This window comes from Paraburkholderia sp. Tr-20389 (genome assembly GCF_017104565.1).
Taxonomy (GTDB): domain Bacteria; phylum Pseudomonadota; class Gammaproteobacteria; order Burkholderiales; family Burkholderiaceae; genus Paraburkholderia.
The window spans coordinates 18,611-43,102 of record NZ_JAAGPD010000075.1; the positions used below are offsets into that span (position 1 = coordinate 18,611).

Annotated in this window: 22 protein-coding genes and 1 other RNA gene; 18 read left to right on the forward strand and 5 right to left on the reverse strand. The window is 62.5% G+C overall.

Features of this window, described 5'->3' with window-relative positions; translation table 11 throughout:
- The first annotated feature begins 67 nt into the window (after positions 1-67).
- Positions 68-1,195: a glycosyltransferase family 4 protein gene (locus G3N95_RS38440; protein ID WP_205975304.1), complete on the forward strand. Its 1,128-nt coding sequence runs from the start codon at positions 68-70 to the stop codon at positions 1,193-1,195.
- A gap of 31 nt (positions 1,196-1,226) precedes the next feature.
- Here G3N95_RS38440 and G3N95_RS38445 read toward each other — a convergent pair whose 3' ends face one another.
- From G3N95_RS38445 to ompA, 5 genes are all read right to left on the reverse strand, one after another.
- Positions 1,227-1,487, reverse strand: coding sequence for a PAAR domain-containing protein (locus G3N95_RS38445; protein WP_205975305.1), 261 nt, complete (start codon positions 1,485-1,487; stop codon positions 1,227-1,229).
- Positions 1,488-1,696: 209 nt separating this feature from the next.
- Positions 1,697-2,066, reverse strand: a transfer-messenger RNA (tmRNA) gene (gene ssrA / locus G3N95_RS38450).
- A 106-nt stretch (positions 2,067-2,172) separates the two neighbouring features.
- The gene (locus G3N95_RS38455) at positions 2,173-2,886 is read right to left on the reverse strand and encodes an HAD-IA family hydrolase (protein ID WP_205975306.1); all 714 of its coding nucleotides are present in this window, start codon (positions 2,884-2,886) and stop codon (positions 2,173-2,175) included.
- A 37-nt stretch (positions 2,887-2,923) separates the two neighbouring features.
- Positions 2,924-3,622, reverse strand: a complete 699-nt coding sequence (gene ubiG, locus G3N95_RS38460) for a bifunctional 2-polyprenyl-6-hydroxyphenol methylase/3-demethylubiquinol 3-O-methyltransferase UbiG (RefSeq protein ID WP_205975307.1) — start codon at positions 3,620-3,622, stop codon at positions 2,924-2,926.
- Positions 3,623-3,819: 197 nt separating this feature from the next.
- The gene (gene ompA, locus G3N95_RS38465) at positions 3,820-4,467 is read right to left on the reverse strand and encodes an outer membrane protein OmpA (RefSeq protein WP_205975308.1); all 648 of its coding nucleotides are present in this window, start codon (positions 4,465-4,467) and stop codon (positions 3,820-3,822) included.
- A 515-nt stretch (positions 4,468-4,982) separates the two neighbouring features.
- On the opposite strand from ompA, the gene gyrA reads away from it, so the two are divergent.
- The 17 genes from gyrA to cysM all read left to right on the forward strand — a co-directional run bounded on the left by gyrA (position 4,983) and on the right by cysM (position 24,307).
- A complete protein-coding gene (gyrA, locus tag G3N95_RS38470; protein WP_205975309.1) occupies positions 4,983-7,610 on the forward strand; it encodes a DNA gyrase subunit A in 2,628 nt (875 codons plus the stop codon).
- Positions 7,611-7,726: 116 nt separating this feature from the next.
- A complete protein-coding gene (locus G3N95_RS38475; RefSeq protein WP_205975310.1) occupies positions 7,727-8,332 on the forward strand; it encodes a DUF2059 domain-containing protein in 606 nt (201 codons plus the stop codon).
- A 214-nt stretch (positions 8,333-8,546) separates the two neighbouring features.
- Positions 8,547-9,629 carry a 3-phosphoserine/phosphohydroxythreonine transaminase gene (serC, locus tag G3N95_RS38480; RefSeq protein WP_205975311.1) on the forward strand — a complete coding sequence of 361 codons (1,083 nt, stop codon included), beginning with the start codon at positions 8,547-8,549 and terminating at the stop codon, positions 9,627-9,629.
- 72 nt (positions 9,630-9,701) lie between these two features.
- On the forward strand, positions 9,702-10,784 hold the full coding sequence (gene pheA / locus G3N95_RS38485; protein WP_205975312.1) for a prephenate dehydratase: 1,083 nt from the start codon (positions 9,702-9,704) through the stop codon (positions 10,782-10,784).
- Between the two features lie 79 nt (positions 10,785-10,863).
- Positions 10,864-11,979, forward strand: a complete 1,116-nt coding sequence (gene hisC / locus G3N95_RS38490; RefSeq protein ID WP_205975313.1) for a histidinol-phosphate transaminase — start codon at positions 10,864-10,866, stop codon at positions 11,977-11,979.
- Between the two features lie 51 nt (positions 11,980-12,030).
- Complete coding sequence (locus G3N95_RS38495; protein WP_205975314.1) at positions 12,031-12,993, forward strand: prephenate dehydrogenase/arogenate dehydrogenase family protein; 963 nt, start codon at positions 12,031-12,033, stop codon at positions 12,991-12,993.
- Positions 12,994-13,010: 17 nt separating this feature from the next.
- Positions 13,011-14,315 carry a 3-phosphoshikimate 1-carboxyvinyltransferase gene (gene aroA, locus G3N95_RS38500; protein WP_205975315.1) on the forward strand — a complete coding sequence of 435 codons (1,305 nt, stop codon included), beginning with the start codon at positions 13,011-13,013 and terminating at the stop codon, positions 14,313-14,315.
- A gap of 48 nt (positions 14,316-14,363) precedes the next feature.
- The gene (gene cmk, locus G3N95_RS38505; RefSeq protein ID WP_205975316.1) at positions 14,364-15,050 is read left to right on the forward strand and encodes a (d)CMP kinase; all 687 of its coding nucleotides are present in this window, start codon (positions 14,364-14,366) and stop codon (positions 15,048-15,050) included.
- A 150-nt stretch (positions 15,051-15,200) separates the two neighbouring features.
- The gene (rpsA, locus tag G3N95_RS38510; protein WP_205975317.1) at positions 15,201-16,931 is read left to right on the forward strand and encodes a 30S ribosomal protein S1; all 1,731 of its coding nucleotides are present in this window, start codon (positions 15,201-15,203) and stop codon (positions 16,929-16,931) included.
- Positions 16,932-16,953: 22 nt separating this feature from the next.
- Positions 16,954-17,277: an integration host factor subunit beta gene (locus G3N95_RS38515; protein WP_012400156.1), complete on the forward strand. Its 324-nt coding sequence runs from the start codon at positions 16,954-16,956 to the stop codon at positions 17,275-17,277.
- A 326-nt stretch (positions 17,278-17,603) separates the two neighbouring features.
- On the forward strand, positions 17,604-17,897 hold the full coding sequence (locus G3N95_RS38520; protein WP_205975318.1) for a LapA family protein: 294 nt from the start codon (positions 17,604-17,606) through the stop codon (positions 17,895-17,897).
- A gap of 56 nt (positions 17,898-17,953) precedes the next feature.
- A complete protein-coding gene (gene lapB / locus G3N95_RS38525; RefSeq protein ID WP_205975319.1) occupies positions 17,954-19,129 on the forward strand; it encodes a lipopolysaccharide assembly protein LapB in 1,176 nt (391 codons plus the stop codon).
- Positions 19,130-19,213: 84 nt separating this feature from the next.
- Positions 19,214-20,626 (forward strand): UDP-glucose/GDP-mannose dehydrogenase family protein, encoded by a 1,413-nt coding sequence (locus tag G3N95_RS38530; RefSeq protein WP_205975320.1) that lies wholly within the window; start codon positions 19,214-19,216, stop codon positions 20,624-20,626.
- A complete protein-coding gene (gene rfaE1, locus G3N95_RS38535; RefSeq protein ID WP_241019183.1) occupies positions 20,583-21,581 on the forward strand; it encodes a D-glycero-beta-D-manno-heptose-7-phosphate kinase in 999 nt (332 codons plus the stop codon). The genes G3N95_RS38530 and rfaE1 overlap by 44 nt, the downstream gene beginning before the upstream one ends.
- Positions 21,582-21,662: 81 nt before the next feature.
- Entirely contained in the window at positions 21,663-22,655 is a 993-nt protein-coding gene (rfaD, locus tag G3N95_RS38540) for an ADP-glyceromanno-heptose 6-epimerase (RefSeq protein WP_205975321.1), read from the forward strand.
- Between the two features lie 76 nt (positions 22,656-22,731).
- Positions 22,732-23,100, forward strand: coding sequence for a helix-hairpin-helix domain-containing protein (locus tag G3N95_RS38545; RefSeq protein WP_205975322.1), 369 nt, complete (start codon positions 22,732-22,734; stop codon positions 23,098-23,100).
- Positions 23,101-23,404: 304 nt separating this feature from the next.
- Positions 23,405-24,307 (forward strand): cysteine synthase CysM, encoded by a 903-nt coding sequence (cysM, locus tag G3N95_RS38550; protein ID WP_205975323.1) that lies wholly within the window; start codon positions 23,405-23,407, stop codon positions 24,305-24,307.
- Positions 24,308-24,492 lie beyond the last annotated feature (185 nt).

The following is a 24,492-nucleotide window of genomic DNA, read 5'->3' on the forward strand; positions in this document are numbered from 1 at the left end:
CCGGTCTGTTGCGTCCGATCAGGCCGAGCGGCGTAGTCAAGCCCTCATGGACGGGGGAAAGCCGAGCATGAAAATACTATTGACCAACTTCCACAACGGTCGCGGGGGCGGTCACGATACGTACGTCGTCTCGATCGCGCGCGCCCTGGCGGGGCGTCATGAAGTTGTCGTCGGCGCACCGAAGAGCAGCCGTCTCCTGCAGCATGCACGAGCGGTCTCCAATATCCGCGCGCTCCCGATGGAATTTCCCGCCAAGCTGAAAGAGCTGGGACGCTTCGTCGGTGCGATCCGCGAACTGCGCGCGCTCCTTGAGCGAGAACGCTTCGATGTGGTTCATATGAACGGTTCGCCCGATCACCGGCTCGTAATGCTGGCGACGATGTTTGCGTCGTTCAAGCGTCCGTATTTCGTTTACACGAAGCACAACACGATACGCGTCAAGCGCGACTTCATGACGAAGCTCAAGGCGCGACGCGCGACGCATCATGTGATCGCCGTGTCGAAACCGGCGGCGAAGCTGCTTGAAGGCTCCGTGTATGCGGACTGCGGGATGTCGGTGATCGCGAATGGCGTGGACATCGACTTCTACGCGCCGTTCGACGATGCGCTCGCGGCGCGCAAACGCGAGGCGCTTCTGGGCGAAGCGCATGCAGGCAAGCTGGTGGTCGGCACGATCACCGGGTTCGACTGGTACAAGGGAACGATGGACATGGTGGCGGCCGTCGCCGCGTTGCCCGAAGCGCTGCGCAAGCGGGTGGTGCTGGTCGTCGTCGGCACCGAGCCGGACGACGAGCAGCGCGAGGTCATCGAATCGCTGAACATGAGCGACAACCTGCTCGTCACCGGCTTCACGGACGACGTGCGCGGCTATGTGGCGACCTTTGATGCCGGCTTCATGGTGTCGTACGCGGTGGAGAGCAGCTCGTTCGCTTGCCGCGAGATGATGTCGATGGGGCGCCCCGTGCTTGTCACGCGCTACGCGAGTTTGCCGGACAACGTCGACGATGGCGTCGACGGCTGGATCGTCGAACCGCGCGATACGCACGCCATGATCGTGCGGCTGCAAGCGATGCTCGCGAACCGGAGCCGCTTACCCGCGATGGGACGAAGCGCTCGGGCGAAAGCCGAGCGCGAGTTTTGCAACAGCAGGTTCATTCGGGAAACGGAGCAGGTGTACGTGCGCGCTGCGGCGTGACAGGTCGCGCTCGCAGCGGGTGCGTCGTGCTCTACGTTTGCTGGCTTCGCACGAGTGTTGCGCCGCAAGTGGTGATATCGCCGATGTAGGCGATGCGCTTGCCATTATGTCTGCGCCTTCCGGTAGCGATAATCGGGTATTTGCCGCCGCAGCGCGGACAGGCGACCAGATGCCCGTCGAGCGCTACGCCGATACCGTCTTCGAGCAGATCCTGCGCCGCTTCGACGATCTCGCCGCCGTGATCCGTGACGTCGCCAAAGCGGGCGATGATGGGGTCGACTGTCTGATTCATGCCGGGATGTCCTTGTTTGATTAGTTCTACTGGGCGAATAGGGTGAGCCGCCGGGCCTGCTCGACGGGTCCGCCATTTCACTTCATGCCGGATCGGGTGACTATCAGAAAAGTTTGAAATTGGGGCGAGGGCGGCGACCGGACAACAAAAAACCCGCAGAGCTTGACGCTGTGCGGGTTTCTGTCCTGCGGTGTACACCACGTGAAAATTGGTGGAGGCGGCGGGAATCGAACCCGCGTCCAGAAGTCCTCCACGACTAGTTCTACATGTTTAGTTCTGTCTTTTGATTTAACCGGAGCGACGCGGACGAACACGCTGCGCTACGGCGATTCACTAGATTTTCGACCCGGACGTCGTGACGCCGCCAAGGCTTAACTGACGTATATGACCTCTGTCGGTATTGCTACCGGTCTTGCGACACTAGCCCGTCAGTGAACTAGGCAGAGGACGGCGGCCCTTAGGCTGCCAGTGCGAACGTATCGTCGTTTGCAGTTACGTTTTTCCCATTGATTAACGAGGTGACGGGTCCTCGACATGCCCTAGCCGCTTCGCAACCCCTGTCGAAACCAGGTCGCCCCCGCAGAAGGAATGAGCCACAGATGTGGCTCAAGTAAGCATTTTACAATAGCGGCCCGCCGGAGTCACGGCGAAACATTCGCATGGTGACGGGGTCCGCGTTCGCGTATCAGCTGATATCGCGCAGCAGTTTCTGCAGCTCGGCCGTCGAAATGACGACATGCTTCGCGTGCCACTGGGTGGGCGGAATGTCGTTGCCGCAGTAACCGTATGCCGCTGCGACGGTCACCATGCCGGCTGCGAAGCCGGCCTGCACGTCGCGCAGGTCGTCGCCGACATAGACGATCCGCTCCGGCGGCAAATCTAGTTCCTTCGCTGCGTGCAGGAGCGGCGCGGGATGAGGCTTCGAATGGGGCGTCGTGTCGCCGCTGACGACGCAGCCCGCGCGTGTATCCAGCCCCAGTTGAGCGACGAGCGGTTCCGTCAGCCGGGAAACCTTGTTCGTCACGATGCCCCAGCGCACGCCGCGCGCGTCGAGGTCGTCGAGAATCTCGTCGATGCCGGGGAACAGGATCGTCTCGATGCAGAGATCGGCTTCATAGTTGGCGAGGAACTCGTCGCGCATCGACCCGTAGTCGTGATGCTCCGGGCCGATGCCGAACGCACCACCCAGCAGGCCGCGCGCACCCGCCGACGCGAGCGGTCGCAACTGTTCCAGCGGCACCATCTCGAGGCCGCGCTCGTGACGCATCCTGTTGACGGCTGCGGCGAGGTCGGGCGCGGTATCGGCCAGGGTGCCGTCGAGGTCGAACAGAATGCCCTGGCAAAGGCCGATCGATGCTTCTTCGTCTTCGCGCTGAGGCAGGGGCGTGGGATCGCTCATTGAAGTAGGTGCAGTTAGCCGGGCTCTAAAAAATGGATCAGGCTTCGCGACGGCACGCGAGCATGTAATTCACATCGGTGTCGTTCGACAGGCCGAAATGGCGCGTCAGCGGGTGGTAGGTGATGCCCTTGATGTCCGCGGTCAGCAGGCCCGCTGCGCGCGCGAAGCCGGCGAGCTCCGACGGTCGGATGAAGCGGGCGTAATCGTGCGTGCCCTTCGGCAGCATGCGCGCGAGGTACTCGGCGCCGATCACGGCAAACAGATACGACTTCACATTGCGGTTGAGTGTCGAAAAGAACACCCAGCCGCCGGGCTTGACGAGCGTCTTGCACGCCTCCACGACCTTCGACGGATCCGGCACGTGCTCGAGCATTTCCATGCACGTGACGACGTCGAAAGACGCGGGTTCGCGGGCCGCCAGCGCTTCTGCCGCGATTTCCTCGTAATTTACCGTTACACCGCTTTCAAGGCTGTGAAGATCAGCGACGCCCAAAGCCTCATTGGAGAGGTCGATTCCCTTCACATCTGCGCCCAATGTCGCCATCGACTCGGACAGAATTCCGCCGCCGCAGCCGATGTCGAGCACGCGCTTGCCTGCGAGGTGCGCATGCGAGTCAATCCAGTTGAGCCGAACCGGATTCAGTTCGTGCAGCGGTTTGAACTCGGCGTTCGGGTCCCACCAGCGATGCGCGAGATCGCTGAATTTCTGCAGTTCGTGGGGATCGGCGTTGGTCATGACGGATGCGGGCCTCGAGGGCGGGAAGAGCGGGGTGGATCGGAGAAACCCTGAGTATATAGGGCTGTGCACGGGCGGGCAAAAAGCGCCGGGTCACGGACGGCCGATACGCGGGCCTCGACGTCCCTGTTGAGGTGCTCGGAGGCATAAAAAAAGCCCCGCCGAAGCGGGGCTTGCATACTGCGGTATTCTGTAGCTTACTGCTTCGAAGTACCGACAACTTCCACTTCCACGCGACGATCCGGTGCGAGGCAGGAGATGAGTTGCTTGCGGTTCTTCTGGTTGCAGCCCGTCGTAACCGGGTTGCGCTTGCCCTTGCCTTCCGTGTAGATACGGTTGGCTTCGATGCCCTTGCTGACCAGGTATGCCTTGACAGCTTGTGCACGACGCAGCGACAGACGGTCGTTGTACTTGTCCGAACCGATGCGGTCGGTGTAGCCCGTGGCCACGACGACTTCCAGGTTCAGGCCTTGAATCTTCGATGCCAGATCGTCCAGCTTTTCCTTGCCAGCCGGCTTCAGGATAGCCTTGTCGAAGTCGAACAGCGTGTCAGCTTGATACGTGATCTTCTGGCTGGTGATTGCCGGAGCGACCGGTGCCGGTGCCGGCGGGGTCGGTGCTTGTGCGACCAGTGCGCCATCGCACTTTGCGTTAGCCGTTGCCGGCGTCCAGAACGCATCGCGCCAGCAAAGCTCGTTCGTGCCGTTCATCCACACGTATTCGCCGGTGCCGTTCACCCAGTTGTCGTTCGTGGCTTGTCGCGACGCCGGCACCGACTGTGCCGAAGCGGATGCAGCCATAACTGCGGTAGCTGCAATGAACGCGAGCTTTGAAAGTTTATTCATATTTCTCCTCTCGAAATTGAGATTACCGCAGGTTTACTGCGAGCCTGTTGACGTAGACCAGTCATACATTGCTCGAAGTATAACATCGGTGCAGAACAAAAGACGTTGTGTATAGACTTCGAGCCGTGTCTGAACTTGTGCGTTGGCATTTTGCCATATCGTTCCCTTCCGACGATAAAAAAATCCGCCCCCCATCCTTACGTCCGGTCGAATGTGGTGCATGCGCAACAAAAGGTGTCAAGTTCGTCAAAAGGCCGCTGGAGGCCGATTCGGGCGGCTTGCGAGTGAGCATTTTCCGGGCCCGCTCACGTCGCCTTCGAGGCGCTTCCAGGTGCCGTTTTCGGGCGTCCCACTAATAGGTATACGTACGTCGCCGGGAGCGGATGCGCCGCATGATAGAATCGCGTGATGCGCTGCGCTCGCAGCCGCACAGGAAGTACACCCAGGGGTAGGCCCAAGCGGTGAGGTGAAGAACGCGTTTCCCTCACCGTCTTCGCGCGTAAACGATACGGACAATGGATCAATTCGCCAAAGAGACTCTACCAATCTCCCTAGAGGAGGAAATGCGCCGCTCGTATATCGAGTACGCGATGAGCGTGATCGTAGGGCGCGCGCTTCCCGATGTCCGCGATGGTCTGAAGCCGGTGCACCGGCGCGTGCTGTACGCCATGCACGAACTGAACAACGACTGGAACCGGGCGTACAAGAAGTCGGCGCGTATCGTCGGTGATGTGATCGGTAAGTACCATCCGCACGGCGATTCGGCTGTATACGACACGATCGTCCGCATGGCGCAGGACTTTTCGCTGCGCTACATGCTCGTCGATGGACAAGGCAATTTCGGGTCAGTCGACGGCGACAACGCCGCGGCGATGCGTTACACCGAAATCCGCATGGCGAAGATCGGCCACGAGCTGCTCGCCGACATCGACAAGGAAACGGTCGATTTCCAGCCGAACTACGACGGCAGCGAAAATGAACCGGCCATTCTGCCCGCGCGCATTCCGAACCTGCTGATCAATGGCTCGTCGGGCATCGCCGTCGGCATGGCGACGAACATTCCGCCGCATAACCTGAGCGAAATCGTCGACGCCTGCCACCACCTGCTGAAGAATCCGGAAGCGACGATCGACGAGCTGATCGAGATCGTACCGGCGCCGGACTTCCCGACGGCGGGGATCATCTACGGCGTCGCCGGTGTGCGCGACGGCTATCGCACCGGGCGCGGCCGCGTCGTGATGCGCGCGACCACGCACTTCGAAGAGATCGATCGCGGCCAGCGCATGGCGATCATCGTCGACGAGCTGCCGTATCAGGTGAACAAACGTTCGCTGCTCGAGCGTATCGCCGAACTGGTGAATGAGAAAAAGCTGGAAGGCATTTCGGACATTCGCGACGAATCCGACAAGAGCGGTATGCGCGTCGTGATCGAGCTGAAGCGCGGCGAAGTGCCTGAGGTCATTCTCAACAATCTGTACAAGGCAACGCAGCTTCAGGACACGTTCGGCATGAACATGGTCGCGCTCGTCGACGGCCAGCCGAAGCTGCTGAACCTGAAGGAAATGCTCTCGCATTTCCTGTCGCATCGTCGCGAAGTGCTGACGCGGCGCACTGTATACGAACTGCGCAAGGCGCGCGAACGCGGTCACGTGCTCGAAGGCCTCGCCGTTGCGCTCGCCAACATCGACGACTTCATTGCGATCATCAAGGCCGCACCCACGCCACCTATCGCGAAACAGGAGTTGATGGACCGCTCGTGGGATTCGTCGATCGTGCGCGAGATGTTGCAGCGCGCGGAGACCGACAATGCTTCGTCCGGCGGCCGCGCCGCGTATCGTCCGGAAGGGCTGAACCCGGCGTACGGCATGCAGGGCGACGGTCTCTACCGTCTGTCGGACACGCAGGCCCAGGAAATCCTGCAGATGCGTCTGCAGCGACTGACGGGTCTGGAGCAGGACAAGATCATCGGCGAGTACCGCGACGTGATGACCCAGATCGCCGACCTGCTGGATATCTTGGCGCGCCCGGAGCGCATAACTTCCATCATCTTCGACGAACTCACCACGATCAAGAGCGAATTTGGCGACGAACGCCGTTCGCGGATCGAGATGAACGCGACCGAGCTGAACACGGAAGACCTCATCACGCCGCAGGACATGGTCGTGACGATGTCGCACTCCGGTTACGTGAAATCGCAGCCGTTGTCCGAATATCGCGCCCAGAAGCGCGGAGGTCGCGGCAAACAGGCAACGCAGATGAAGGAAGACGACTGGATCGACACGCTCTTCATCGCGAACACGCACGATCACATCCTGTGCTTCTCGAACCGCGGCCGCGTCTACTGGCTGAAGGTCTACGAAGTGCCGCAGGGCTCGCGCAATTCGCGCGGCCGTCCGATCGTCAATATGTTCCCGCTGCAGGAAGGCGAGAAGATCACGGTCGTTCTGCCCGTCAAGGAATTTTCGGCGGACAAGTTCGTTTTCATGGCGACGGCGCTCGGCACGGTCAAGAAGACGCCGCTCGAAGCCTTCAGCCGTCCGCTGAAGAAGGGCATCATCGCAGTCGGTCTGGATGACGGCGACTACCTGATCGGCGCGGCTATCACCGACGGCGAGCATGACGTGATGCTGTTCTCGGACTCGGGCAAGGCGGTGCGTTTCGACGAGAACGACGTTCGTCCGATGGGCCGCGAAGCGCGCGGCGTGCGCGGCATGCAGCTCGAAGACGGTCAGAGCGTCATTGCGCTGCTGGTGGCGGGCGACGAGCAGCAGTCGGTGCTGACGGCAACGGAAAACGGCTATGGCAAACGCACGCCGATCACCGAGTACACGCGTCACGGCCGCGGTACGAAGGGCATGATCGCGATCCAGACGTCCGAGCGCAACGGCAAGGTGGTCGCGGCAACGCTGGTCGACCCGGAAGCGCAGATCATGCTGATCACCAATACGGGTGTGCTGATCCGCACGCGTGTGTCAGAAATTCGAGAAATGGGCCGCGCAACGCAAGGTGTTACACTCATCAGCCTTGATGAAGGCACCAAGCTTTCCGGTCTGCAACAGGTTGCTGAAGCGGAAGCAGACGTGGACGGCGACGCCGACCTGCCTGCTGACGAAGCAGGTGGTGACGAAAGCGAAGCGTCGTGATCCGCAGCAAAGCTTCTCAAGTAATGCGTAAAGCTGCGCGGGCATTCTGAGTGCATCGGGACCGATGCGCCGCCTGCGCGGTGAAGCACCAGATTAATTTCTCTTAGGGAGTAGTGATGCAAAATCGTTTCAAGCAGTTGATGGTTCTGGCCGCTTTCGTGCCGACGCTCGCGATGGCGCAAGCGCTGCAAACCCAGCAGCCGGCCCCGGCTGCTCCGGCCGCTGCTGCTCCGGTTGATCCGGCGAAGCAGGCTGCCATCAAGGATCTGCTGAACGCGATCGACGCGCAGAAGCTGGTCGGCGCAATCGGCAACAGCGCGCAAATGCAGGCCAAGCAGCTGGTTCCGGCAATCCTGTCGGACGCGCTGTCGGAAAACAAGACGATGACGGACAAGCAAAAGCAGGCTTCCGTCCCGACGCTGCAGAAGAACGCGGTGCCGAAGCTGGTTGACTCGGCAGGCCAGGTCTTCGCAACGGACGCATTCAAGCAGGACGCAATGCAAGCCCAGTACGACGCATACGCGAAGTACTACAGCGTCCAGGAAATCAAGGATCTGACCGCGTTCTACAACAGCCCGACGGGCCGCAAGTTCATCCAGGTGCAAGACCAGGTTGGCCGCGACGTCGTGAACGGTCTGATGCAGAAGTACATGCCGCAATCGATCAAGGCAACGCGCGACCAGGCTGACAAGGAAGTCGCTTCCGTCAAGCCGGCGAAGTAAGCAGGTCGAACAAGGCTGAACGGCGCTCAAGGCGTCCCGTCACAGGCGCTGCAAGAGGGAAATGCGTGAAACCCCTTGAAACGCCGAGGTTTGGCGGGTTTTGAGCGTCAATGCGATAATGGCCGTTTGCGCTTGCGCGCAGACGGCCATTTTCTTTCAGGCGCGGTTTTCGGCACTTTCGTACGCCGTGCGCCTGCTTCCCAGGGTTCTCACGATGCGCGTCTTCAATTTCTCCGCCGGTCCGGCGGCCATGCCCGAAGAAGTGCTGCGCCAGGCAGCCGACGAAATGCTCGATTGGCGCGGCAGCGGCATGAGCGTGATGGAAATGAGCCATCGCGGCAAAGAATTCATGACGATCCATGAAGAGGCGTTGACCGATCTGCGCGAACTGCTGCAGGTGCCCTCCAGTCATCAGATTCTGTTCCTCCAGGGCGGCGGGCTCGGCGAAAACGCGATCGTGCCGATGAACCTGATGGGCCGCAAGGCACGCGCGGATTTCGTGGTGACGGGCTCCTGGTCGCAGAAGTCGTTCAAGGAAGCGCAGAAATACGGCACCGTGCATCTGGCCGCGAGCGGCGAAACGGCCGACGGTTTCACGCACGCTCCGGCGCGCGCCGAGTGGAATCTCTCCGACGATCCCGCCTACGTGCACCTGTGCACGAACGAAACTATCCACGGCGTCGAGACGTTTGAGATTCCCGATCTCGGCGACATTCCGCTCGTCGCCGACGCGTCGTCGCACATCCTGTCGCGCCCGATGGATATCGCCAAGTACGGCGTGCTGTTCGGCGGCGCGCAGAAGAACATCGGCATGGCGGGCGTCACGGTCGTGATCGTGCGCGAGGATCTGCTCGAGCGCTCGATGAGCATCTGCCCGTCGGCGTTCGAATGGAAGACGGTCGCGCTGAACAATTCGATGTACAACACGCCACCCACGTACGCGATCTACATCGCCGGGCTCGTGTTCAAGTGGTTGAAGAAGCAGGGCGGGTTGACGGCGATCGAGGCGTGCAATGTCGAAAAGTCGAAGCTGCTGTACGACACGATCGACTCGAGCAGTTTTTATCTGAACAAGGTGGAGCGCAACGCGCGGTCGCGGATGAACGTACCGTTCTTCCTCGCCGACGAGTCGCGCAATGAAGATTTCCTGGCCGGCGCGAAAGCGCGCGGGCTGGTGCAGCTGAAGGGCCACAAGTCCGTCGGCGGCATGCGGGCGTCGATTTACAACGCGGTGCCGCTCGAAGGCGTCAAAGCGCTTGTCGAGTACATGAGGGAATTCGAACAGCGCAGCGCGTGATCGTGCCGGTCGCGGCGCACGCATCCTCTCCGAACCGGGCCCTGACTGGACCCGAATTGGCCCTTTAGAAGCATGGACGACGAACTCAATTCTCAACTCAAACCGCTGCGCGAACGTATCGACGCGATCGACGCGCAGCTCATCGCGCTGCTGAATCAACGCGCGGCGGTCGCACTCGAAGTCGGCGAGGTGAAGAAGCACTTCAACGCGCCTGTGTTTCGGCCGGAGCGCGAGCAGCAGGTCATCGCGCGTCTGCAGGACATGAGCGACGGCCCGCTCGCGGGCGAGCACATCAGCGCGATCTGGCGCGAGATCATGGCCGCGAGCCGTGCGCTGGAAAAGAACATCACGGCCGCGTATCTCGGTCCGGCAGGCACCTATAGCGAACAGGCAATGCACGAATACTTCGGTCAGTCGATCGAAGGCCTGTCGTGCTCGTCGATCGACGAGGTGTTCCGCTCGGTCGAAGCGGGCGGCGCAGAGTTCGGCGTCGTGCCCATCGAGAATTCGACGGAAGGCGCGGTGTCGCGCACGCTGGATCTGCTGCTGCAAACCCAGTTGCTGATCGGCGGCGAGCTGGCTCTGCCTATCCACCATAATCTGCTGACGCTCAACGGCGACCTGTCGGGTGTGACGCGCGTGTGCGCGCACGCGCAGGCGCTCGCGCAGTGCCAGCGCTGGCTGGCGACGCACGCACCGCATGTCGAGCGCCAGGCGGTATCGAGCAATGCCGAAGCCGCGCGCATGGCGGCCGACGACCCGACCATCGCGGCCATCGCCGGTGACCGCGCCGCGACTCAATATGGTTTGCAGGTCGCTTACGCACTGATCCAGGACGATCCGCACAACCGCACGCGTTTCGTGATGATCGGCAAGCAGCCGACGGGTGCGAGCGGTTACGACAAGACGTCGCTGATCGTGTCGGTGGCGAACGAGCCGGGCGCGATGTTCAAGCTGCTGGAGCCACTCGCGAAGCACGGCGTGTCGATGACGCGCTTCGAGTCGCGTCCGGCCCGCGTCGGCACGTGGGAGTATTACTTCTACATCGACGTCGAAGGCCATCGCGACGATGCGTCCGTGTCCGCCGCACTCGCCGAACTCGGCCAGAAGGCCGACTTCCTGAAGATTCTCGGCTCGTATCCGCGCGCCCGCTGACACGCGGCCCGCATTCGTTTCGCAACCACGCAACCACGCGTAACCCACAAGCAAGCCTGACAGCTACCCGGAGATTTTCATGACAACGTCGTCTTTCGGTCCTTCCTACGTTCGCGCGATCGCGCCTTATGTGGCTGGCAAGCCGATCTCGGAAGTCGCACGCGAATTTGGGCTGGACGAAGCGCGTATCGTGAAGCTGGCGTCGAATGAGAATCCGCTGGGCATGCCCGAGTCCGCTAAGACGGCGATGGCGCAGGCTGCAAGCGAACTCGGCCGCTATCCGGATGCCAACGCATTTGAACTGAAGGCTGCGCTTTCCGCGCACTACGACGTGCCCGCCGACTGGATCACGCTCGGCAACGGCAGCAACGACATTCTCGAACTGGCCGCGCATGCGTTCGTCGAGAAGAGCCAGTCGGTGATCTACGCGCAATATTCGTTCGCCGTGTACGCGCTGGCGACGCAGGGTCTGGGCGCGCGCGCGATCGTCGTGCCCGCCGTCGGCTACGGCCACGATCTGGACGCGATGCTCGCCGCGATTACCGACGACACACGCCTCATTTTCGTCGCGAACCCGAACAATCCGACGGGTACGTTCATCGACGGCGCGACGATCGAAGCGTTCCTCGCGAAGGTGCCGCGCAGCGTCGTCGTCGTGCTCGACGAGGCGTACACGGAATACCTGAGCGCCGACAAGCGCTACGACTCGATCGCGTGGGTGCGCCGCTATCCGAATCTGCTGGTGTCGCGCACGTTCTCGAAGGCGTTCGGTCTCGCGGGTCTGCGCGTCGGATTCGCGATTGCGCAGCCGGAACTGACGGATCTGATGAACCGTCTGCGTCAACCGTTCAATGTGAACACGCTGGCGCAAGCCGCCGCGATCGCCGCGCTGAACGACAAGCCGTTCCTGCAGAAGAGCGCGGAACTGAATGCGCAGGGCTATCGCCGCCTGACGGAAGCGTTCGACAAGCTCGGTCTCGAATACGTGCCGTCGTACGGGAACTTCGTGCTGGTGCGCGTCGGCAACGACGATGCAGCCGGCAATCGCGTGAATCTCGAACTGTTGAAGCAGGGCGTGATCGTGCGCCCCGTGGGCAGTTACGGTCTGCCGCAGTGGCTGCGCGTGACGATCGGCCTGCCCGAAGAAAACGACGCGTTCGTTGCGGCGCTCGAAAAGACGCTCGCGACGGCCTGAGCGTATCCATGCAATCCACGCGCCTCATCGATAGCGAGGCGCGTTTTTTCTGTGACTGACGTGGCAGCGTTCTCTTTCGACAAACTGGTGATTTTTGGCGTCGGGCTGATCGGTGGATCGCTCGCGCGCGCGTTACGCGAACGCGGCGACGTCGGCGGCGCGCGGCGGGTGATCGGCGTGGGCCGCTCGGCGGCCTCGACGGCGCGCGCGCTGGAACTGGGCGTGATCGACGCGAGCGCGGCGCTGACGGACGACGCGGCGTTGCGCGACGCGCTCGACGGCGCCGACGTGGTGCTGCTGGCCGCGCCCGTCGCGCAGACACAACCTCTGCTCGAACGGATTGCGCCGTTTCTGAATCCGTCGACGATCGTCACCGACGCCGGCAGCACCAAGTCCGACGTCGTCGCGGCGGCGCGCACGGCATTGGGCGAGCGCATCGGCCAGTTCGTGCCCGGACATCCGATCGCGGGCCGCGAATCGAGCGGCGTCGATGCGGCGCTGCCCGACCTGTACGTGAACCGCAACGTCGTGTTGTGCGCGTTGCCGGAGAACGCGGCGGCCGACGTCGATCGTGTTGCCGCGATGTGGCGCGCGACTGGCGCGAGTGTGCACGCGATGTCGCCCGAACAGCATGACCGCGTGTTCGCGTCGGTCAGCCATCTGCCGCACGTGCTGTCGTTCGCGCTGGTTGAGCAGATTCTCAATTCATCGGATGCCGAGCTTAAGTTTTCGTTTGCGGCGGGCGGATTCCGCGACTTCACGCGCATCGCCGCGTCGAGCCCGGAAATGTGGCGCGACGTGTGCGTGGCCAATCGTGCGGCGCTGCTGAACGAAATTGACGGATACACGGCTGTGCTGGCGCGTCTCCGGTCGGCGATCGAAGCAGGCGACGGCGCAACGCTGGAAGCCGTGTTCGCGCGCTCGCGCACCGCACGCAGCGCGTGGCAGGAGCGCGCCGCGTCAGCGCAGCAGGCGTCGCCCGCGCGCTCGGCCGCCGACGACGCGTCGAAATAAAGGACACTGGAATTCATATGGAACACCTCGATCTCGGACCATTTTCCCGTGCTACCGGCACGGTCCGTCTGCCCGGCTCGAAGAGCATCTCGAACCGCGTGCTGCTGCTCGCGGCGTTGGCCGAGGGTGAGACGACGATCACGAATCTGCTCGACTCCGACGACACGCGCGTGATGCTCGATGCGCTCGAAAAGCTCGGCGTGAAGTTGAAGCGCGACGGCGACACCTGCGTCGTGACGGGCACGCGCGGCGCGCTGCCGGCGGTGCGCGCGGACCTGTTTCTCGGCAACGCCGGCACGGCGGTGCGCCCGCTGACTGCGGCGCTCGCGGTGAACGGCGGCGACTACCGGATTCACGGCGTGCCGCGCATGCACGAGCGGCCGATCGGCGATCTGGTCGACGGGCTGCGCCAGATCGGCGCGAAGATCGACTACGAAGAGAATGAAGGCTTTCCGCCGCTGCGCATCCGCCCGGCGCAGATCGCCGTCGATGCGCCGATCCGCGTGCGTGGCGATGTGTCGAGCCAGTTCCTGACGGCGCTGCTGATGACGCTGCCGCTCGTGAAGACGGATAGCGGCGAGACGATCGTCGAAGTAGCGGGCGAGCTGATTTCGAAGCCGTACATCGAGATCACGATCAGGCTGATGGAACGCTTCGGCATCAAGGTCGAACGCTTCGGCTGGGAGCGCTTCACGATCCCGAGCGGCGTGCGTTATCAGTCTCCGGGCAAGATCATGGTGGAAGGTGATGCGTCGTCGGCGTCGTATTTCCTCGCGGCGGGCGCGCTGGGCGGCGGACCGCTGCGCGTCGAAGGCGTGGGGCGCGCGAGCATTCAGGGCGACGTCGGTTTCGCGACGGCGCTGATGAAGATGGGCGCGAACGTCACGATGGGCGACGACTGGATCGAAGTGCGCGGCGTCGGTAACGACCACGGCAAGCTCGACCCGATCGACATGGACTTCAACCTGATCCCCGACGCGGCGATGACCATCGCGGTTGCCGCGCTTTTCGCGGACGGCACGACCACGCTGCGCAATATCGCGAGCTGGCGCGTGAAGGAAACCGACCGGATCGCCGCGATGGCGACGGAGCTGCGCAAGGTCGGCGCGAAGGTGCAGGAGGGCGAGGATTTTCTCGTCGTCACCCCGCCCGAAAAACTGACGCCGAACGCCGCGATCGACACGTACGACGACCACCGGATGGCGATGTGCTTCTCGCTGGTGAGCCTCGGCGGCGTGCCCGTCCGGATCAACGATCCGAAATGCGTCGGCAAGACGTTTCCCGATTATTTCGAGCGTTTTCTCACGCTCGCGCAACCCTGACCCTGCATAGCTAACACGCGCCGCCCGTTGCGACGGGCGACCTTTTCAATGAAACCGACCCGCCCCTTTCACCAGACGCCCGTCATCACGATCGACGGCCCGACCGCTTCCGGCAAAGGCACGGTGGCCGCGCTGGTCGCCGCCGAACTCGGCTTCCATCTGCTGGACAGCGGTGCGCTGTACCGGCTCGCGGCGCTCGCGAGCGTACGCTATGACATCGCCGCCGATGACGCCGACGCACTTGCGAAACTGGTCGGCGAACTCCATATCACTTTCCGCGAGGGCATCGCTCAGTTGGACGGCGCCGACGTGTCGACCGACATCCGCGCCGAGGAAATCGGCAACCGGGCTTCGGCGATCGCCATTCACGCACCCGTCAGGGCCGCGCTCGTGGCCCGTCAGCGGGCTTTCCGCAAGCAGCCGGGCCTCGTCGCCGACGGCCGCGACATGGGCACGGTGATCTTTCCTGACGCCGCGCTGAAGGTGTTTTTGACGGCCAGCGTTGAGGCGCGCGCGACCCGCCGGCATAAGCAATTGATCCAAAAAGGTTTTTCTGCTAATATGGATGACTTGCTCCGGGATTTGCGTGAGCGCGACGAGCGTGACAGTCAGCGCACAGCCGCGCCGCTCAAGCCTGCAGCAGATGCGCAGCTTCTCGACACCTCTGCATTGTCGGTCGACCAGGCGGTCGAACAGGTGGTGCAATGGTTCCGGGCGCTGGTTCCGCAAAGCTGAACGCGGAACGACCCGCATCAGGTGTTTTTGTTGTCGTGTTGGTGCTTTGCGGTGAAACGCGAGGCGATTGTTTAACCCTTAACCCCGTATGGCTTTCGCTCCTTTGCCGTAGTGATGAACCGTGAAGGTTCACCTGACGCTGCGAGAACCATGCAAATTCAGATTTTTATGTCCGACCTGCAAACCTCTACCCCGAATACCGAATCTTTTGCGGCTCTGTTCGAAGAGTCGCTGACCAAGCAGGACATGCGCGCTGGCGAAGTGATCTCCGCCGAAGTCGTGCGTGTCGACCACAACTTCGTGGTCGTCAACGCTGGTCTCAAGTCCGAAGCCTACATCCCGCTCGAAGAGTTCCTGAATGACGCGGGCGAGGTAGAAGTGCAGGCGGGCGACTTCGTTTCCGTCGCGATCGACGCGCTGGAAAACGGCTACGGCGACACCATCCTGTCGCGCGACAAGGCGAAGCGTCTGGCTTCGTGGCTGTCGCTGGAAAAGGCCCTCGACAACAACGAACTCGTGACGGGCACGATCACGGGCAAGGTCAAGGGCGGCATGACCGTCATGGTCAACGGCATTCGCGCATTCCTGCCGGGCTCGCTGGTCGACACGCGCCCTGTCAAGGACACGACGCCGTACGAAGGCAAGACGCTGGAATTCCGCGTCATCAAGCTGGATCGCAAGCGTAACAACGTGGTGCTGTCGCGCCGCGCAGTGATCGAAGCGACCCAGGGCGAAGAGCGCGCAAAGCTGCTCGAAACGCTGAAGGAAGGCGCGATCGTCGAAGGCGTGGTCAAGAACATCACCGACTACGGCGCGTTCGTGGACCTCGGCGGTATCGACGGCCTGCTGCACATCACCGACATCGCATGGCGTCGCGTGCGTCACCCGAGCGAAGTTCTGTCGGTTGGCCAGGAAGTCACGGCAAAGATCCTCAAGTTCGACCAGGAAAAGAACCGCGTTTCGCTCGGTATCAAGCAACTGGGCGACGATCCGTGGGAAGGCATTTCGCGCCGCTACCCGTCGGGCACGCGTCTGTTCGGCAAGGTCACGAATATCACCGACTACGGCGCGTTCGTTGAAGTCGAATCGGGCATCGAAGGCCTGGTCCACGTGTCGGAAATGGACTGGACGAACAAGAACGTTGCACCGTCGAAGGTTGTCCAGCTGGGCGACGAAGTCGAAGTCATGGTCCTCGAGATCGACGAAGACCGCCGTCGTATCAGCCTCGGCATGAAGCAGTGCAAGCCGAATCCGTGGGACGACTTCAGCCGCAACTTCAAGAAGGGCGACAAGCTGCAAGGCGCGATCAAGTCGATCACCGACTTCGGCGTGTTCATCGGTCTGCCTGGCGGCATCGACGGTCTGGTTCACCTGTCGGACCTGTCGTGGTCGGAAACGGGCGAAGAAGCTGTCCGCAAGTACAAGAAGGGCGACGAAGTGGAAGCGATCGTTCTCGGCATCGACGTCGAGAAGGAACGCATTTCGCTGGGTATCAAGCAGCTCGAAGGCGACCCGTTCAGCAACTTCGTTGCAATGAACGACAAGGGTTCGATCGTCGACGGCGTGGTCAAGACGGTGGACGCGAAGGGTGCAGTGGTTCAGTTGACGGCTGATGTCGAAGGCTACCTGCGCGCTTCGGAAATCGCACAAGATCGCGTGGAAGACGCTCGCAACGTCCTGAAGGAAGGCGACAAGGTCAATGCGATGATCATCAACATCGACCGCAAGTCGCGCGGCATCAACCTGTCGATCAAGGCGAAGGATTCGGCTGAGCAGCAGGAAGCGATTCGCGGCCTGCAATCCGACACCAGCTCGGCAGCAAGTGGCACGACGAACCTCGGCGCGCTGCTGAAGGCCAAGCTCGACGGCCAGAACCAGTAAGCCTTAAGGGGTCTGCTGCAGTATGACCAAATCGGAATTGGTCGCCCAGCTGGCTACGCGATTTCCGCAACTTGTCCTCAAGGATGCGGATTTCGCGGTGAAGACGATGCTCGACGCGATGTCGGACGCTTTGGCGAACGGCCATCGCATCGAAATTCGCGGCTTCGGCAGCTTTGGCTTGAACCGCCGTCCGTCCCGCGTCGGACGCAACCCGAAGTCGGGTGAAAAAGTGCTGGTGCCTGAGAAGCACGTGCCGCATTTCAAGCCTGGCAAAGAGTTGCGCGAACGCGTCGACCGTAATGCGGGGGAGCCTCTGAAAGCCGATGCCGCGGACGACGATCTTTGAGCCGGCTCTGTGAAGTTCTTGCAGTTCCGGTTGAAGTTCGCCGCGGCTAAGCCAGTCACACGGCATTGACCAGAAAAAAGCGCCTTAGGGCGCTTTTTTTTCGTCCGTTGCGCGCGGCTATGCACGGAACGCGGGGCGCACGTGTGCCACGATCAGAGCAACATTTCCCGTCTCTTAAACGACAGTAAGGCATCGCGAGCCGCACGCCTGTGCCAGTCGAGTTAGGCTTCATTTACAATACGGGTCACTTCGGCGCGGGCGAACACCGTGGCGCGACGCGTCATCAAGCCGGCGTCATCCCGCAACCGCCGTCAAGAGATCAATACATGAAATTTATCGTCTGGCTGATTCGCGTACTGGTGTTCGTGCTGCTGCTGGTGCTCGCACTGTCCAATACGCAAAGCGCTACGCTGAATTTCCTCGCCGGGTATGCGTGGCAGGCTCCGTTGATTCTGATCGGACTGGCGTTCTTCGTAGTAGGCCTGCTGGCGGGCCTCGTATCGTCGCTGCCGGCGATGTTCCGTCTGCGGATGGAAAACGGCCGCCTTAAGCGCGATCTTCGCGTGGCGCGCGAAACGCCCGCCGTCGTCGAAGAGCCGCCGATGCCGCCGCTCATCTAGCCCTCTAACGCCGTGTGCCGCCGGCGCACGGCCTCTTTCGCACTCCGCACATTCGCATGGATCTAGACCTCTGGTGGCTGCTCGTCATACCCGTCGCGTTCGCGTTCGGCTGGGTGGCTGCGCGCTACGACCTCAAGGCGCTGCTGTCCGAAAGCGCCAATCTGCCGCGTTCTTATTTCCGCGGCCTCAACTTTCTGTTGAACGAGCAACCGGACCAGGCTATCGACGCCTTCATCGAAGTCGTCAAGCTCGATCCGGAAACGATCGAACTGCACTTCGCGCTCGGTAATCTGTTCCGGCGCCGCGGCGAAACGGATCGCGCGATCCGCGTGCACCAGAACCTGCTGAGCCGCGCGGACCTGCCCGTCACCGAGCGCGATCACGCGCTGTACGAACTGGGACAGGACTTCCTGAAGGCAGGCCTGCTCGACCGCGCCGAAGAGACCTTCAAGTCGCTCGAATCGGGCGACTATGCGCTTGGCGCACAGCGTGCGCTGCTCACGATCTACCAGATCGAGAAGGACTGGAACAAATCGATCGATACCGCGCGTCGGCTCGAAACGATGGGCGCCGCGTCGCTCGACAAGGAAATCGGCCACTTCCATTGCGAACTGGCACAGGAAGCGCTGCAGCAGAAGAAGCCGGACGAGGCACGCCGTCAACTGGATCTTGCGCTGAAGGCGCATCCGCAGAACGTGCGCGCCACGATCCTGTTCGGCGATGTCGACGCGGCGGCCGGGCAGTACGAGGCCGCGATCGCGCAATGGCTGCGTGTCGAGGAACAGAACTCTGCCTATCTGCCACTCGTCGCTGAAAAGCTGATGAAGGCGTACGAAGCGCTGGGTCGTCCGGAAGAGGGCGCCGATCTGCTGACGACATGGGTGGACCGCTATCCGTCGAACGATCTGCTCGACGTCGCGTATCAGCACGTGTCGGCGCTGCGCGGTCCCGAAGCGGCGCACGCGCTCGCGCGCACGCAGATGCAGAAGTCGCCGAATCTCGCGGGCATGACGCGCCTGCTCGAAGCGCAGCAGGCGGTCGCCGAAGAGCCTCGCCGCAGCGAACTGGAACTGATGCGTACGCTGATCCGTCAGCGCACCAAGAATCTGCCGCGGTACACGTGCCAGAATTGCGGCTTCCGGGCGCGCCTCTTCTACTGGCAGTGTCCGGGCTGCAGTGGCTGGGAAACCTATGCGCCACGCCGCGTCGAGCCGATCACGGCGTCGAGTTGACGCGAGGCGCGCGCAACAATCGCAAGGCCGTCGCGCAGCATCGAAGCGTCGAACATTGAACCCGCATCATCTACCGGGAAGCGTATGAAAATCACCATTATCGGCACGGGTTACGTAGGTCTTGTCACGGGCGCATGTCTTGCCGAAGTCGGCAACGACGTTTTCTGTCTGGATGTCGATCCGCGCAAGATCGACATTCTCAACAACGGCGGCATGCCGATTCACGAGCCAGGCCTGCAGGAGATCATCGCGCGTTCGCGCGCGGCCGGCCGCATCACGTTTTCGACCGATGTCGCGGCGAGCGTCGCGCATGGTGAAGTGCAATTCATCGCGGTCGGCACGCCGCCCGATGAAGACGGCTCCGCGGACCTTCAATACGTGCTTGAAGCGGCCCGCAACATCGGCCGCACGATGAACGAGTTCAAGGTGGTCGTCGACAAATCGACGGTGCCTGTCGGCACCGCGCAGCGCGTGCGCGCGGTGATCGAGGAAGAACTGGCGAAGCGCGGCTTGAAGGGCAGTGCACAGCATGGCTTCTCGATCGTATCGAACCCCGAGTTCCTGAAGGAAGGCGCGGCCGTCGAAGACTTCATGCGGCCGGACCGCATCGTCGTCGGCGTCGACAACGACGAGGAAGGCGACAAGGCGCGCGAGAAGATCCGCCGTCTGTACGCGCCGTTCAACCGTAACCACGAACGCACGCTATACATGGACGTGCGCTCGGCCGAGTTCACGAAATACGCGGCGAACGCAATGCTCGCCACGCGTATCTCGTTCATGAACGAGATGGCGAATCTGGCCGACACCGTCGGTGCTGACATTGAGGCCGTGCGTCGCGGCATCGGCTCGGACCCGCGCATCGGCTATCACTTCCTGTACGCGGGCGTCGGCTACGGCGGCTCGTGCTTCCCGAAGGATGTGCAGGCGCTGATCCGCACGGGTGCCGAGCGCGGCCACAATTTGCGCATTCTCGAAGCCGTCGAAGAGGTGAATCACGAACAGAAGGAAGTGCTCGTGCGCAAGATCACGGGCTCGCTCGGCGAGGATCTGAGCGGCCGCACGTTCGCCGTGTGGGGCCTGTCGTTCAAGCCGAATACGGATGACATGCGCGAAGCGCCGAGCCGTCGCGTGATCGCGCAACTGCTCGCGCGCGGCGCGACAGTGCGAGCTTACGATCCCGTCGCGACGACGGAAGCGAAGCGCGTATTCGCTCTCGATCTGGCGAAGCTGCCCGAGCAGCAGGCGCGCCTGCATTTCGAGAGCACGCAGGACGAGACGCTCGGTGGTGCCGACGCGCTCGTCATCGTCACGGAATGGAAGGAGTTCAAGAGCCCGGACTTCACGCATCTGAAGTCGCAGCTCAAAGCGCCGTTGATTTTCGACGGCCGCAATCTGTATGAACCCGAGGCGATGTCGGAGCTCGGCATCGACTATCACTCGATTGGACGTCCCTATGCAAGACCCGCTGAAACTTCATCCGACTCCGGCCGTGCCTGAAGGCGCAACGCTCGCGCCCGAGGTGGGCGTCATCGCGCGCGAGCGGCTTGCGGCCGCGCGCGTGCTGGTGGTCGGAGACGTGATGCTCGACCGCTACTGGTTCGGCGATGTGAACCGGATCTCGCCGGAAGCACCTGTTCCCGTCGTGCTCGTTCAGCGCCAGGAAGACCGCTTGGGCGGTGCGGCGAACGTCGCGCGCAATGCAGCGGCGCTCGGTGCGCAGGCTGGCTTGCTGTGCGTGGTCGGCCACGACGAGCCGGGCGAGCGCGTCGTGCAATTGCTCGGCGATAGCGGCGTCGCGCCGCATCTCGAGCGCGATCCCGAGTTGCCGACGACGATCAAGCTGCGCGTGCTGTCGCGTCAGCAGCAGTTGCTGCGGGTCGATTTCGAGAAGGCGCCCGCGCACGAAGCGCTGCTCGCAGGTCTCGCGCGCTACGACGCATTGCTGCCCGCTCACGACGTGATCCTGATGTCGGACTATGCGAAGGGCGGCCTGACGCACGTCACGCAGATGATCGCGAAGGCGCGCGCGGCGGGCAAGCCGGTGCTGGTCGATCCAAAGGGCGACGACTGGGAGCGCTATCGCGGCGCCACGCTGATTACGCCGAACCGCGCGGAGTTGCGCGAGGTGGTGGGGCAGTGGAAGTCCGAAGCCGATCTGCTCGCGCGCGTGACGAAGCTGCGCGCCGAACTCGATCTGAAGGCGCTGCTGCTCACGCGTTCAGAAGAAGGCATGACGCTGTTCTCTGACGAGGGCAAGCTGCACGCGGCGGCCGTAGCGCGCGAAGTGTATGATGTGTCCGGCGCAGGCGATACCGTGATCGCGACGCTCGCCGTCATGCTCGGCGCGGGCCTGCCGCTCGACGAAGCCGTGTCGCTCGCGAATCGCGCCGCAGGCATCGTGGTCGCCAAGCTCGGCACGGCCACTGTCGACTACGACGAACTCTTTCACTGATGCCCGCGCGCGCCCGCTTCCTCGCGTGGCGCGCGGCGGTTCATCTCCGCATCCGTTGACTATCATCACTGCAGGACGACCATGACCCTCATCGTCACCGGCGCGGCTGGTTTTATCGGCAGCAATCTTGTCAAGGCGCTCAACGAGCGCGGCGAAGACCGCATCATCGCCGTCGACAATCTGACGCGCGCCGACAAGTTCAAGAATCTCGTCGACTGTGAAATCGACGACTATCTCGACAAGACGGAATTCGTCGAGCGCTTTGCGCGCGGCGACTTCGGCAAGGTCCGCGCGATTTTCCACGAGGGCGCCTGTTCGGACACGATGGAAACCGACGGCCGCTACATGATGGACAACAACTTCCGCTATAGCCGCGCGGTGCTCGATGCGTGTCTCGCGCAGGGCGTGCAGTTTCTGTATGCGTCGTCGGCGGCGACCTATGGCGGCTCGACGCGCTTCGTCGAAGAGCGCGAGGTCGAGGCGCCGCTGAACGTGTACGGCTATTCGAAGTTCCTGTTCGATCAGGTGATCCGGCGCGTGCTGCCTGCGGCGAAGAGCCAGATTGCGGGCTTCCGCTACTTCAACGTGTACGGGCCGCGCGAGTCGCACAAGGCACGCATGGCGTCCGTCGCGTTCCACAACTTCAACCAGTTCCGTGCGGAAGGAAAGGTGAAGCTGTTCGGCGAATACAACGGCTACGCAGCCGGCGAGCAGACGCGCGATTTCGTCTCCGTCGAAGATGTGGTGAAGGTGAATCTGCACTTCTTCGATCATCCGGAGAAGTCGGGCATTTTCAATCTGGGCAGCGGCCGTGCGCAGCCGTTCAACGATATCGCGTCGACGGTGGTCAACACGCTGCGCGCACTCGACGGCGAGCCGGCGTTGTCGCTCGCGGAACTGGTGCAGCGCGGGTTGATCGAGTACATCCCGTTCCCCGATGCGTTGCGCGGCAAGTATCAGTGCTTCACGCAAGCCGATCTGACGAAGCTGCGTGCAACTGGCTACGACGCGCCGTTCCTCACGGTGCAGGAAGGCGTCGATCGCTACGTGCGTTGGCTATCCGGCCAGGTGTAAATCGTTCGTACGCCTCTCTACACTGGGGTCTCCCGGTCGGTGATCGTCACCGGCCGGTGTTTCAGGGAGATTCCATATGCTCAAAAAAATCCTCGTCACGGCGGCCATGCTCGCCGCTTTCGGCCAGGCGTTCGCCTCGGTCGACGTCAACTCCGCTAACGAATCCGCGCTGCGCGGCATCAAGGGCATTGGGCCCGCGAAGGCGAAAGCCATTCTCGACGAACGCGCGGCCCACGGCCCGTTCAAGGACGCGGCGGATCTCAGCAAGCGGGTCAAGGGTCTCGGCGGCCATACGGTCGAACGTCTGCAGGCCGAGGGCCTCGCTGTCGGCACATCGGGCGCTGGTGCGACGGCTGTCGCTGCTGCTGGCGCTCCGGCTGCGGCGCCGCATGCGAAGGCCGCGGCCGCTGCGAAGAGCGATACGGCCGTAGTGGTCAAAAAGTAACCTGTTGATCCGAGCGCCCGATGCGTGTCGGCAAGACACGCGGGGCAGGCGCTCGTGTCGCGTGTCATCGTTTCCATCGAGCGGGGTTGCTACTGGCCACTCCTTCAGCCGTCGTTCAGATGACTGGCTCCCGCGGCAGATCCAGCCTGCCGCGGCTTTTTGCGTGCGTTCGGGGCGGCTTGCACACGAGAGCCGCACAGCCAAAGCATCCATGCACGCGACAGGGGCTGCCGGCAGTGCTACGTCCGGTAGTTTAGAATCGACGGATTCAAGACTTCCCGCACCGTCACAGCACGCAACCGATATGGCTTACAAAACGATTGAAGACACGATCGGCAATACGCCCCTCATTCAGCTTGTCCGCGTCGTGGACGACGACATCCGCGCCCGCAACAACGTCGTGCTCGGCAAGCTGGAAGGCAACAATCCTGCGGGTTCGGTGAAGGATCGCCCGGCGCTGTCGATGATCAAGAAGGCGGAACTGCGCGGGCGCATCAAGCCCGGCGACACGCTGATCGAAGCGACGAGCGGCAATACGGGTATTGCGCTGGCGATGGCAGCGGCCATCCGCGGCTACAAGATGATTCTCATCATGCCGGAGGATCTGTCGCTGGAGCGCCGTCAGAGCATGGCCGCATACGGCGCGCAGATCCTGCTGACGCCCGTCACGGGCGGCATGGAGTACGCCCGCGATCTCGCCGAGCAGATGCAGCGCGAAGGCAAGGGCATCATCCTCGACCAGTTCGGCAACCCGGACAATCCGCTCGCGCATTACGAAGCGACGGGCCCCGAGATCTGGCGCGACACGGAAGGGCGCATCACGCACTTCGTGTCGGCGATGGGCACGACAGGCACGATCATGGGCGTGTCGCAGTATCTGAAGGAACAGAATCCGGCGATCGAAATCGTCGGTGCGCAGCCGGAAGAGGGCTCGCGCATTCCGGGCATCCGCAAATGGCCGGAAGCGTATCTGCCGAAGATTTTCGACCGCAGCCGCGTCGATCGCGTCGAAAACGTGAGCCAGGCGGCGTCGGAAGCGATGGCGCGCCGGTTGGCATCCGTCGAAGGCGTGTTCTGTGGCATCTCCTCGGCGGGCGCGTGCGAAGTGGCGCTGCGTGTCGCGCGCCAGGTCGAGAACGCGACCATCGTGTTCATCGTTTGCGATCGCGGCGACCGTTATCTGTCGACGGGTGTGTTCCCCGCGTAAGTCGGGTTGCCGCGCACAAGCGGCCTCTGCATCCAGACAAAGAAAAACGCCGGCATGTGCCGTAATGCCGTTCAGTTAAGCGACTGAACGGCATTTTGTTTTTGGCGCAAACCGGTTGTAAACGGGACGCGGCGATGTTAACTTTCATCGCCATGCTGGTCGATGATCTGCGCCTGCTTGTTGAA